Origin of the sequence: Truepera radiovictrix DSM 17093 (genome assembly GCF_000092425.1) — a bacterium.
Lineage (GTDB): Bacteria > Deinococcota > Deinococci > Deinococcales > Trueperaceae > Truepera > Truepera radiovictrix.
Map to the genome: position 1 here is coordinate 2,395,156 of NC_014221.1, position 11,414 is coordinate 2,406,569.

Consider the following 11,414-nt stretch of genomic DNA (forward strand, 5'->3'; position numbering starts at 1 on the left):
TAGCTTCGCTCCCCCAAGCTGTAAGGGAGATGTAAGAGCGGTAAAGATAAGCTAAAAGCAGCGCGGTGTAGAACGTAACGAGCGACCTGCCAGCGCCCTCAGCGACCGCGTAGTATAACATTATGTATGGCCTTTTCTCGCTGCGTTTTTGCCGCGTTGCCATGACCTCGACGTCGACCCCGACCGGGAGCGTTCGGACACAGGGGACTCGAGCGCGCCTCCCCCGTACCCGAAGGCGCGCGCTTGAAAGGGGCGAACTTTGAACCGATACGACGACCGCGCCCGCCTGGTGTTTCACTTCGCCAGGGAAGAGGGTTCCAAGCTCGGCCACGCGATGATCGGCCCCGAACACCTCCTTTTAGGGCTTATGCGCGAAGGGGGTACGGCGAGCCGGGTGCTAGCGGACTTCGGCGCCACCTTAGAGGGGTTGCGCCGCCAGGTTGAAGAGATGGTCGGTCGCGGCGACGGCCTACCCCGCAACGAGACGGCGGCGATCACCCCCCGCGCCCGCCGCGTGATGGAGCTCGCGGGCTCCGAAGCGCGCAGCTTGGGTTCGAACGTCATCGCCACCGAACACATCCTTTTGGGCATCATCCGCGAGGGCGACGGGGTCGCCTACCGCATCCTCCAGAGCCTCACGCGCGACGTCGACACGGTTCGCTGGCGCATCCTGGCCGCGGCCGACCCCAAAGCGCAGAACGAAACGGTCAACACCCCGTTTTTAGACGAGTACGCCCGCGACCTCACCAAAGAGGCGCGCGAGGGCAAGCTCGACCCCGTCATCGGCCGCACCGAGGAGATCCGCCGCGTCATCCAGATTTTAAGCCGGCGCAACAAGAACAACCCGGTCTTAATCGGCGAACCCGGCGTCGGCAAGACGGCGATCGTCGAGGGGCTCGCGCAGGCCATCATCGAGGGGCGGGTCCCGCCTAATTTGCGCAACATGCGCGTGCTGTCGATTGACCTCTCCAACATCGTCGCCGGTACGAAGTACCGCGGCGAGTTCGAGGAGCGGCTGCGGCAGGTCATCGAGGAGCTGCGCAGCGCCCGCGTGGTGGCCTTTATCGACGAGTTGCACACGCTCGTGGGGGCTGGCGGCGCCGAAGGTACGCTAGACGCCGCGAACATCCTCAAACCCCCCCTGTCGCGCGGCGAGGTGCAGGTCATCGGCGCCACGACGACCGGCGAGTACCACCGCTACATCGAAAAAGACGCCGCCTTGGAGCGCCGTTTCCAACCCGTGATCGTCTTGGAGCCCACCCCCGAAGAGACCCTTGAAATCATGCACGGGCTGCGCGAACGCTACGAGACGCACCACGGCGTCATCATCCCCGAACAGATCCTGGAGATCTCGGTGCGCTACGGTGAGCGCAGCCTGCCGGGCCGCAACTTCCCCGACAAGGCGATCGACCTCATCGACGAGGCCGCTGCCCGCACCCGCCTCAACAAGTCCCTGGGCTTTCCCATCCTCGAGGAGGAGGACGGCACCCCGATCGTCAGCCGCGAGGACATCGAGGCCGTCGTCAACTCCTGGGGGGGCATCTACGTCGACGACCAAGACGACGAGAAGCTCGCCGGGATCGAGCGCGCGCTGCGCAAGGTGGTCGTCGGTCAGGACAAGGCCATCGCGGCGCTCGGCGCGGCCCTGCGGCGCGCCCGCGTCGGTTTGGGCGGCCGCACCCGCGTCTCGGCCTCCTTTCTCTTCGTCGGCCCCTCGGGGGTCGGCAAGACCTTCCTGGCCAAACAGCTCGCGGTCGAACTGTTCGGTTCGGAGCGGGCCTTGGTGCGCCTCGACATGTCCGAGTACCAGGAGCCCCACTCGATCAGCAAGCTTATCGGGGCGCCCCCCGGTTACGTCGGTCACGAGCAGGGCGGGCGGCTCACCGAAGCGGTGCGGCGTCAGCCCTTTTCGGTGGTGCTCTTGGATGAGATCGAAAAAGCCCACCCGGACATCTACAACACCTTTTTGCAGGTTCTCGACGACGGCCGCTTGACCGACGGCCTGGGCCGCACCGTGGACTTTCGCCGCGTGATCCTTATCATGACCTCGAACACGGGCTTTAACGTCGGGGCACAGGTCGGCTTCCAGGAGGTCGCGCGCGACGTCCAGGGCCCCTTGAAGCGCATCTTCTCGCCCGAGTTCTTGGACCGCTTGGATGAGGTCATCGCGTTCGAGACCTTTGACGAGCAGGGCATTTTGCACATCACCAACCAGATGCTGGTGGACATCCGCGAGGACCTCGCGCAGCGCGACATCCAGGTCTCCTTTAGCCCCGAGGTGGCGACCTTTTTGGTCTCCAAGATGCCCAAGGGCGACTCGGCTCGGCCGATGCGCGCGGTTATCCGCGAGCACATCGAGGACCCGCTGTCGCTCGAGATCTTGCAGCACGGCGCGAGCGAACCGATCGTGGTCGCGGTCGAAGGGGGCAAGGTCGTCTTTGCGCGGCCCATCCCCATCGCCTAAAGGGCTGCTCGGCCACCCACAGCCGGGGGACCCCCCCGGCTTTTTCATGACCCCGCGCGGTCGCGGGGGGTGCTGACGTGGCCAAGGTCGGCACCACCTACGTCTGCAGCGAGTGCGGGACGCACTCGCCGGTCAAGATGGGCCGCTGCCCCCGCTGCGGCACGTGGGGGAGCATGGCGGCGCAGGCGCCCGCCCCCGCGCGCGCCCCTAGCCGCGGCGCGCCGGGGGCGGCTTTGCACCAAGCCGTCGTCGAGCGCCTCGCCGACGTCAGCAGCGCCGAAGCGCAGCGCTTACCCTCGGGGCTCAGCGAGGTCGACCGGGTTCTGGGCGGCGGCTGGGTCGCGGGGTCGGTGACGCTGCTCGCGGGGGAACCGGGGGTCGGTAAGTCGACGCTCCTCTTGCAGCTCGCCCACGAGGCGCTGCGCGCCGCGCGGCGCACCCTCTACGTCGCCGGGGAGGAGTCGCTGGCGCAGGTCAAAGGGCGCGCCGAGCGCCTGGGCGTCGACGCTCGCCTCGAGCTCACCCGCGAAACCGACGCCCGCGTGCTCGCCGAGCACCTGCGCGCGCACGCGCCCGCGTTCGTCATCGTCGACTCCATCCAGACCCTGCTCGCCGACGACGGCGGCACCCCCGGCAGCGTCACGCAGGTGCGCGACGCTACGGCGCTGCTGACCGGAGCTGCTAAAGAGGCGGGGAGCGCGCTCGTGCTGATCGGCCACGTCACCAAGCAGGGGCAGGTCGCCGGGCCGAAGGTCGTCGAGCACATGGTCGACGCCACCCTGGCGTTAGAGAGCGCGTCGGGCTTACGGGTGCTGCGGGCGATGAAAAACCGCTTCGGCCCGGCGGGCGAGATGGGCGTCTTCGAGATGAAAGGGGACGGCATGGCGGAGGTCGCCAACCCCTCGGAAGCGTTTTTGGCCGAGCGCCCCCGTGGGGTCCCCGGCTCCGCCATCGTGGCGGCTTTGGAGGGGCAGCGGCCGCTTTTACTAGAGGTCCAGGCGCTCGCGGCCAAGTCGCCCTACGCCGCTCCGCGCCGCACCGTCCAGGGCCTCGACCCGCGCCGCGTCGACGTGGTCTTGGCGGTGTTGGAGCGCCGGCTCGAGCTTCCGCTCGCCGGCCTCGACGTCTACGTCAACGTCGCCGGCGGGCTGCGGCTCACCGACCCCGGCACCGACCTCGCGGTCGCTTTGGCCGTCTTTTCGGCGGTGACCAACCGGCCTGTGCCCGAAAAGACGGCGGTCGTCGGCGAGGTCGGGCTCGCCGGCGAGCTGCGCAGCGTGGCGCAGTTCGCGCGGCGCGTCGCCGAGGCGCGCCGCGCAGACTTCACCCGCTTGATCGGGCCCCGCACCCTAGAGGCGACCGACGGCATTCCGGCTACGACCCTCGCCGAGGCGCTGCGCGCCGCGCTCGGGGGGGACAGCTGAACCCCCGCGCCCCCCTTACCCTCCTCGTACGGGGTGCGGCCTGCGTCGGCGGCGCGCTCGGCGGTTTGGGCGTCGCCCGCGCCCTGTTGGCGCGCGGCGCCCTCACCGAACCCATCAACCTCGTCTACCTGACCCTGTTGGGCCTCCTCTGCGGCTACCTCGTCAGCCCGCCGCTGGTGCGCGCCGCCTACTGGCTGCAGGGGCGCGTGCGGCGCGTCCCCCCGGACGCGGTGCTCGCAGCGAGCATCGGTAGCGCCTTTGCGCTCTTCGTCACGGTGCTCCTCAACAGCGTGCTCGAGCGCGTCCCCGGCTTTTCCTGGGCGCTCTCGCTCGTGCTCACGCTGGTCTTGGTCGTCGCCTCGAGCTGGTTCGCGGTCGCGAACCGGAAGCTGCTCACCCCCGCTGCGCTGCGCTTGCCCCCTAGGGAAGCCGAGCGGGAGGCGCGCGCGGTGGCGCTCGACACCTCGGCGCTCATCGACGGCCGCGTCGTGGAGATTGCGGCGGCGGGCTTTTTGAGCGGCAAGCTCCTCGTCCCCCGTTTTGTGCTCCTCGAGCTGCAGACCATCGCCGACTCGAGCGACGCCGAGCGGCGCAAGCGCGGGCGGCGCGGCCTGGAGATGCTAGAGGCGCTGCGCGACCTCCCGGACATCGCGCTGCACGTCGTCCCCGACGACCCTGCGAGCGCGGGCGGTGAGGCGGTCGACGCCAGACTTGTGGGGTTCTGCCGCACGCGCCGCGCCGCGCTCGTGACGACCGACGCCAACCTCGGTCACGTCGCGCGCCTTGAAGGGGTGCGGGTGCTCAACCCGCACGCGCTCGCGCAGGCGCTACGCCCTCACCTCTCGGCGGGCGACCACCTCGCCGTGCGCGTCGTCAAACCGGGGCGGGAGCCGGGACAGGGATTGGCCTACCTCGACGACGGCACCCTCATCGTCGTCGAGGGGGCGGCGGCGCAGATCGGTCGCGAGGTCGCGGTCGTCATCACCGGTCAGCTGCAGACGCACCTCGGCCGGATGGTGTTCGCTAGGCTCGAGCCGTGACGTCCTCACCCCCGACCGGAGCGGCCACGACCATGGGGTCAGCGGCGTCAGCAGCACCGGCGGGTGCGCGACGCGCCCTCGAGGCCGCCATCGCGTCACGCTCAAAGAGGTAGTGCAGCGTCGATCCCTCGTGGTAGGCGGCGCCGCGGAACTTCCATGTGAGCTTGTAAACGGGCGTCTCGCCCGCATCGATCTCCGCCTGGGCAACCTCCGAAAGCGCCTCCAGAAGCCCCCACCGCTGCAGCCGGTGCGGCGCCTCCGCGCTCACCTTGGCGGTCTCCTGCCAGATCTGGCGGCACTCCGGGTCGCGGCGCAGCAGTTCGGCAAACAGGTACGGCAACCACATGTAGGGGTACGCCCGCAGCAGTTTACGAACGGGGTACGAGAACCAGAGGCGGGTGGTGTGCGGGCTCAAGTCGAGCAGGTGCAGGGTTCTAGAGAGGGCCGTCCGGTGGTGGCGCTTTAAGCGGTTGTGTTGCCAGTAGGCGTTCGCCTGGTCACAGAGTTTACGGTTGACACTCCACACGGCTAAAGCCGTGGGATTCTTGGTTCAGCGACAGCACTTGCCGAGCTGGCGGTTTCCCCCATCTCAGTAGAGGCGCTATCTCCCCAAGCGTAAGTTCCGATGTGCCCCACCGTACCGATGCCCAAAGTGAGGATATTGCGGGCCGCGTTTTCATCGCGGTCTGCGACGTATCCACAGTGAGGGCATACGTGTGTGCGAGTAGATAGTGTCTTTTCGACCTTGCAGCCACACTCGCTACAAGCCTGACTGGTGTACTGAGGCGGGACGGCGACTGTGATGCGTCCAAACACCTTACCGAAGTATTCCAGCCAAGTTCTGAATTGATACCAAGAGGCATCACTGATGGATTTTGCAAGGCCGTGATTCTTCACCATGTTGCGGATTCTCAAATCTTCATAGGCAACCAAGTCTGCCGACTGGATGACGCACCGCGCCAGTTTGATGGCGTGGTCTTTACGCTGCCGTTGGATTTGGAGATGCTTCCTGGCGAGACGCTTCACGGCCTTGCGCCGATTATTCGACCCCTTGGCCTTCTTGCTCACGCGGCGTTGCAGCTTTTTGATCTGCTTTTCCGCCTTTCGCAAGAATCGGGGATTGGGTTCCTTATGGCCGTTGCTGTCCGTATAGAAGTCCTGTAGCCCTACGTCCAGACCGAGGGTCTTTCCGGTGGCTTCCAGTGGTTCTTTGCGGTCAGCATCCACGGCAAACTGGATGTAGTAGCCGTCTGCCTTCCTGACCAGCCGCACCCGCTTGATGAGCGAGGGGTGGTAAAAGAGCAGGTCACGGGTACCTTTCATCTTCAGTTTGCCGATACCGCATTTGTCAGTGAAGGTGATGGACTTACGGTCTTCCGAGAGCTTCCAGCCCGTCGTTTTGTACTCGACAGACCGGACGTTCTTCTTGAACTGTGGGTAGCCCTTCTTGCCCTTCACCTTCTTCTTGCAGTTGTCGTAGAACCGAGCAATCGCGCTCCACGCTCTCTCGGCTGCCGCTTGGCGAGCCTGAGAGTTGAGGCGGTCTGCAAAGTCGTATTCAGCTGCAAGGACTGCACACAGCTTGTTGAGGTCGTACTTGCTGACGCCACGGTTGTCCATCCAGTAGCGCAAAGCCTTGTTCCTGATGAACTGGGTGACGCGGATGGCTTCGTCTATGGCGACGAATTGCTCCGCTCTCCCGTAGGCTTTGAACTCAAGGATGACCATGACTGCCCGCAGTCTAGCCCACTTTATGCTGAGGCGTCAAGCATAAGCTCTGGCACCGCCGCCCGTTGGGCGGCCTGGGTTCTACATCCCACCCATAAATGGGTGGGTTTTCCACCCAGACCCTTTTTTATAAGGGGGCACTCGGGGCTCGCGGCCATGAACCAGGCGTCGATCAAGCGGCTGCGCGTGGGGTCGCTAAAGGCGAAAAACCCCGAGCGCGTCACCTCCGGCAACCAGCTGTCGAGCGGCTGACGGCAGAAACACGTGGCGTCGGCCCAGACGCCGCCGTAGCGCGCGAGGAGGTTCACCCGGATGATGTCGGAGCGCGCCTGGATCTTGACATCGCTCTTCGGGTGAATGACCGCCTCGACGTCGACGTAATCGGCGAGGTTGGTGTCGTCTAGAAAGATGATCTGCCAGCCTGGGTTGAGCGCGCGCCACGAGGCGTAGCACTCTTTGACGACCAAAGGTGCGCGTTCCAGACCCTGAGACCACATGAGCCAGATGGTCTTGGGCAGGTGCGGTGTAGGTTGCGCCATCTCATCCCCTTCTTACCCTTCTCAGCGCGCTTTCCGCACCTAAGATAACATACTGCCGCCTGAGGGCATAGCCTCATCCGCACTTTTTGGCTCCGTGTGAAAAACCTCGTTGGGGACACAAGCAACCACCAAGGAGAGTGGCGGCGTTTGCAGTGAGCGCTACGAGGGGCTCGTCTCGGGGGTCGCGGCGCGCGCCGCCTCGACGAGGCTCTCGGCAAAGTGCGCGGCGCGCTTGGGGTGCACCTGGGTGTAGAGGTGCTGCTCACGCCCGGGTAGCGCGACGAGCACGTTGGGCGCCTGTTTGCAGAGGTCGAAGCAGTCGTGCCGCAACACCCGCGCGGGGAGCCCCTGCGCGGCGAAGGTCGCCTCGAGCGCCGCCGCCAGCTCCGCGGCGCCCCGCCGCGTACAGCTCTTGGCGCGGCACACGTAGACGTGTATGGGGGGGGTCGTGGTGGGAGTTGCGTCGGCCATGGCTTACGCTAGCACGTGGAGCGGTGCGACCCGGTAGCGCCTCGAAGCGCCCCCGGAGGGCGAGGGTAGACGCGGCGCCAACACCTACCCCTCACGCCCGACCGAGCACCCCGGTATCGCCACGCGCCTCTACAAGGCGTCTTGTGAGCGTCTTGTCTTGCGAGCGTCTTTTTGTACCGAAAGGGTTGTGCCGCAAGGAACCCTGGCTCTGCGCCCCTCGGCAACGGCCGGGGGCGCGGACTGGCGCCAGCGCGTTACCCGGCACGTTACGATGTAGCAACTAGCGGTAGCAACTAGCGCCTCTCCCCTAGCGCCACGCCTTATAGGCGTTGATCAAGCCGTTCGTGCTGCTGTCGTGGCTCGTCACCACCGCGTCACCCGAGAGCTCCGGCAGGATCGTTTTGGCGAGCACCTTGCCGAGCTCGACGCCCATCTGGTCGAACGAGTTGATGTTCCAGATGACCCCTTGGGTAAAGATCTTGTGCTCGTAGAGCGCGATCAGCATGCCGAGCGTTTTGGGGTCTAGGCGGCGGTAGAGAAACGAGTTCGTCGGCCGGTTGCCCTCAAAGACCTTCGAGGCGGCGAGCAGCTCGGGGTCGACGCCGCCCGAACCCGTTTTGGCGACCTCCGCCCGCGCCTCAGCGAGCGTCCGCCCGCGCATCAGCGCCTCGGTCTGGGCGAAAAAGTTCGAGAGCAAGATGGGGTGGTGCTCGCCCACTGGGTTGTGCGTCTGCGCGGCGGCCAAAAAGTCGCAGGGGACGAGTTTGGTGCCTTGGTGGATGAGCTGGTAAAAGGCGTGCTGCCCGTTCGTCCCGGGTTGCCCCCAGATGATGGGGCCGGTGCTCACGCCGACCTCGTGGCCCTCGCGCGTCACCCGTTTGCCGTTGGACTCCATGTCGCCCTGCTGGAAGTAGCTGGCGAAGTGCTCGAGGTAAAAGTCGTAGGGCAAGATCGCGTGCGTCTGCGCCCCGAAAAAGTTGTTGTACCAAACGCCCAAGAGCGCCATGATCACGGGGATGTTGCGCTCAAGCGGGGCGGTGCGGAAGTGCGTGTCGACTTCAAAAGCGCCCTCTAAAAGCGCCTCGAAGTGCTCCATGCCGAGGTAGAGCGCGATCGAGAGCCCGATCGCGCTCCACAGCGAGTAGCGCCCACCGACCCAGTCGGAGAACTCAAACATGTTTTCGGGGTCGATGCCAAACGCCGCGACCGCCTGTTGGTTCGTCGACATGGCGACGAAGTGCTTCGCGACCGCCCCCTCGTCCCCCGCCGCGGCGAGCAGCCAACGCTTGGCCGTCTCGGCGTTCGTCATCGTCTCCTGGGTCGTAAAGGTCTTCGAGGCGACCAGAAAGAGCGTCGTCTCGGGGCGCAGCTTTTGCAGCGTCTCGGCGATGTCGCTGCCGTCGACGTTCGAGACGTAGTGCACGCGTAGCCGCGGGTGCGCGTAGGGCTTAAGCGCGTGCGTCACCATCTTGGGGCCCAGGTCCGAACCGCCGATACCGATGTTGACGATGTCTGTCACCGCCTCGCCGGTAAACCCCGTCCAGCGGCCCTTGCGCACCGCCTCGCTAAAGCGGCGCATCCTCTCCAGCACCCGCCTCACCCCCGGCATCACGTCCTCACCGTCGACGAAGATGGGCTCGTCCGAGCGGTTGCGGAGCGCGACGTGCAGCACGGCGCGGTCTTCGGTAACGTTGATCTTCGCGCCCGAAAACATCGCCTCGCGCATCTCGGGCACCTTGGCGGCGCGGGCGAGCGCGACAAGCTTGTCCATCGTCTCCTGGGTGATGCGGTTTTTCGAGTAGTCGAAGAGCAGCTCGCCGAGACGCAGCGAAAAGCGCTCGAAGCGCTCCGGGTCGGCCGCGAAAAGGTCGCGCATGTGCACCTCGCGCGTCGCGTCGGCGTGCTCTTGCAGGGCGTCCCAAGCGGCCTGGAACTGCTGAGGGTCGCGTGTGGTGGCGTCGGTCATACGGTCCTCGGTCATAGGGATAGGGGTCCTCTCGAGCTCATCAGCCCCCCCATTGTACGCACCCAGAGCGGCGCGCAGCCCCCAGCCGCCGCTAAGGTATCGTAGGGGCGTGAACCGCAGCGCCCCCCCCCGCTTCACCACCTATTTGCGCTTCGTCAAGTTTGAACACACCCTCTTCGCCCTGCCGTTCGCCTACGGCGGGATGCTGCTCGCTACGCGCAGCTGGCCGGGGTTTTGGGTGTTTTTTTGGGTGACGGTCGCGATGGTCGGGGCGCGCACCGCGAGCATGGCCCTTAACCGCGTCATCGACGCTGAGATCGACGCGCGCAACCCGCGCACGGCGGAGCGCGAAATCCCGCAGGGTGTCCTCAGCAAACGGCAGGGCCTCATCCTGGCGTTCGCCGGTTTCGCGCTGCTCGCGCTTGCCGGCGCCGCCCTCAACCCGCTGACCTTCGCACTCCTCCCCGTAGCCGTCTTTTTCCTAGCACTTTACCCCTACACCAAGCGCTTTACCTGGCTCTGCCACCTCTGGTTGGGCCTCACCATCGGCGCGGCGGCGGCGGGGGGGTGGATCGCCGTGACGGGCGCCTTTGCACCCGCCGCCGTCGCCCTCTGGGCGGGGGTCGCCGCCTGGATTGCCGGTTTCGATGTGATCTACGCCGTCCTCGACGTCGAGGTCGACCGGCGCGAGGGCGTCTACAGCATCCCCGCGCACTTCGGCGTCGAGACGGCGCTCGAGATCTCCGCCGCACTGCACCTGCTCGCGTGGGGCCTTTTGGCGCTGGCGCTGCCGCTATCTGGCTCGAGCTGGCCCTACGCGCTCGGCCTCACGCTCGTCGGCGGCGTTCTCCTCTACGCGCAGCACCTCGTCCGGCGTCAAGGCGTCGGCGCCGCGCTGCGCTCGTTTAACGCCAACCTCTACGTCGGCGCGCTGATGCTCGCCGCTATCGTCGCCGACATCCTCCTCGTCCCCTAGCCCACCGCCCAAGGACGCGTTGACAAGCACCCCGTGACTCCGGTATCATGCCGCTTGCCCGCTCAGGTGGGCGAGCGTGTGGAGCCGTAGTGTAGGGGTTAGCATATCTGCCTGTCACGCAGAAGGTCGCGGGTTCAAATCCCGTCGGCTCCGCCAAAAAGCCCGTCGGCATCGGCGAGAGTTTGCACGCCAACGATGCCGACGCCTTGGCCAGATAGCTCAGTTGGTAGAGCATACGACTGAAAATCGTAGTGTCGGCGGTTCGATCCCGCCTCTGGCCACCACAAGTGCTAGGCATCCGGGTATCATCGCTCGACTAGGGTGATACCTCTAGCGCGTGCCAATGTAGCTCAGTGGTAGAGCAATCGATTCGTAATCGATAGGTCGTCGGTTCAAATCCGACCATTGGCTCCAAGAAAAAGCCCGTCGGAGACGGCAAAAGTAAAACCCGCCCAAGGTGGCGGGTGCTTTTTTTGGTTACACGTACTGCTTCTTTGCACCTACTGGTTGCGGCCAACGATCCACTCTGCTAAGGAGTGGAGCTTACCCGCCTCCCGATGGCCGCACTAGAAGCCATTGACGGGTTTCAATCCCCTGACGGGGCAGATCCTTTTGCAACTAGGGCAAAGGTCTTCTGTAGGCAGCTCAACTGTGATTGTTTCAATCCCCTGACGGGGCAGATCCTTTTGCAACTTCACGTTCACAGCACCGCCACCGGTAGGACCCGGTGGCTCGTTTCAATCCCCTGACGGGGCAGATCCTTTTGCAACCTCCCTCGTCTTTCGGTTCCCCCTTTTTATGCGTCT

The 11,414-nt window shown here is 65.6% G+C and carries 9 protein-coding genes, 3 tRNA genes and 1 CRISPR repeat array (1 of these 13 running past the window's edge); of the genes, 7 read left to right on the forward strand and 5 right to left on the reverse strand.

Annotated features, from left to right (window positions below; genetic code table 11):
* The first annotated feature begins 259 nt into the window (after window positions 1-259).
* The 3 genes from TRAD_RS11005 (at window position 260) to TRAD_RS11015 (ending at window position 4,928) form a co-directional block, all read left to right on the forward strand.
* Complete coding sequence (locus TRAD_RS11005) at window positions 260-2,464, forward strand: ATP-dependent Clp protease ATP-binding subunit (protein ID WP_013178691.1); 2,205 nt, start codon at window positions 260-262, stop codon at window positions 2,462-2,464.
* A gap of 77 nt (window positions 2,465-2,541) precedes the next feature.
* Window positions 2,542-3,888: a DNA repair protein RadA gene (radA, locus tag TRAD_RS11010; RefSeq protein ID WP_013178692.1), complete on the forward strand. Its 1,347-nt coding sequence runs from the start codon at window positions 2,542-2,544 to the stop codon at window positions 3,886-3,888.
* Window positions 3,889-3,953: 65 nt separating this feature from the next.
* The gene (locus TRAD_RS11015) at window positions 3,954-4,928 is read left to right on the forward strand and encodes a PIN/TRAM domain-containing protein (RefSeq protein ID WP_013178693.1); all 975 of its coding nucleotides are present in this window, start codon (window positions 3,954-3,956) and stop codon (window positions 4,926-4,928) included.
* Here TRAD_RS11015 and TRAD_RS11020 read toward each other — a convergent pair.
* From TRAD_RS11020 to pgi, 5 genes are all read right to left on the reverse strand, one after another.
* Window positions 4,912-5,454 (reverse strand): hypothetical protein, encoded by a 543-nt coding sequence (locus TRAD_RS11020; RefSeq protein WP_013178694.1) that lies wholly within the window; start codon window positions 5,452-5,454, stop codon window positions 4,912-4,914. The genes TRAD_RS11015 and TRAD_RS11020 overlap by 17 nt on opposite strands.
* Window positions 5,455-5,456: 2 nt before the next feature.
* The gene (locus TRAD_RS11025; protein WP_013176692.1) at window positions 5,457-6,656 is read right to left on the reverse strand and encodes an RNA-guided endonuclease InsQ/TnpB family protein; all 1,200 of its coding nucleotides are present in this window, start codon (window positions 6,654-6,656) and stop codon (window positions 5,457-5,459) included.
* 23 nt (window positions 6,657-6,679) lie between these two features.
* Window positions 6,680-7,195 carry a capsular polysaccharide synthesis protein gene (locus tag TRAD_RS15365; RefSeq protein ID WP_013178695.1) on the reverse strand — a complete coding sequence of 172 codons (516 nt, stop codon included), beginning with the start codon at window positions 7,193-7,195 and terminating at the stop codon, window positions 6,680-6,682.
* A gap of 159 nt (window positions 7,196-7,354) precedes the next feature.
* A complete protein-coding gene (locus tag TRAD_RS11035) occupies window positions 7,355-7,666 on the reverse strand; it encodes a (2Fe-2S) ferredoxin domain-containing protein (protein WP_013178696.1) in 312 nt (103 codons plus the stop codon).
* A 307-nt stretch (window positions 7,667-7,973) separates the two neighbouring features.
* A complete protein-coding gene (gene pgi / locus TRAD_RS11040; RefSeq protein WP_013178697.1) occupies window positions 7,974-9,632 on the reverse strand; it encodes a glucose-6-phosphate isomerase in 1,659 nt (552 codons plus the stop codon).
* Between the two features lie 109 nt (window positions 9,633-9,741).
* Here pgi and TRAD_RS11045 point away from each other — a divergent pair, with 109 nt between their 5' ends.
* The 4 genes from TRAD_RS11045 to TRAD_RS11060 all read left to right on the forward strand — a co-directional run bounded on the left by TRAD_RS11045 (window position 9,742) and on the right by TRAD_RS11060 (window position 11,022).
* Window positions 9,742-10,608: a UbiA-like polyprenyltransferase gene (locus TRAD_RS11045; RefSeq protein WP_013178698.1), complete on the forward strand. Its 867-nt coding sequence runs from the start codon at window positions 9,742-9,744 to the stop codon at window positions 10,606-10,608.
* Window positions 10,609-10,688: 80 nt separating this feature from the next.
* Window positions 10,689-10,764, forward strand: a tRNA-Asp gene (locus tag TRAD_RS11050).
* Window positions 10,765-10,816: 52 nt separating this feature from the next.
* Window positions 10,817-10,892: transfer RNA gene (locus TRAD_RS11055), tRNA-Phe, on the forward strand.
* Between the two features lie 55 nt (window positions 10,893-10,947).
* Window positions 10,948-11,022, forward strand: a tRNA-Thr gene (locus TRAD_RS11060).
* A gap of 169 nt (window positions 11,023-11,191) precedes the next feature.
* Window positions 11,192-11,414: direct repeats of the CRISPR family, unit length 36 nt; unit sequence GTTTCAATCCCCTGACGGGGCAGATCCTTTTGCAAC (it continues 729 nt past the right edge of the window).

Bases quoted from the DNA above. Each gene is read 5' to 3' on its own strand.
- TRAD_RS11025 (WP_013176692.1), bottom strand. From the start codon at position 6,656: ATGGTCATCCTTGAGTTCAAAGCCTACGGGAGAGCGGAGCAATTCGTC.
- TRAD_RS11035 (WP_013178696.1), bottom strand. From the start codon at position 7,666: ATGGCCGACGCAACTCCCACCACGACCCCCCCCATACACGTCTACGTG.
- pgi (WP_013178697.1), bottom strand. From the start codon at position 9,632: ATGACCGACGCCACCACACGCGACCCTCAGCAGTTCCAGGCCGCTTGG.
- TRAD_RS15365 (WP_013178695.1), bottom strand. From the start codon at position 7,195: ATGGCGCAACCTACACCGCACCTGCCCAAGACCATCTGGCTCATGTGG.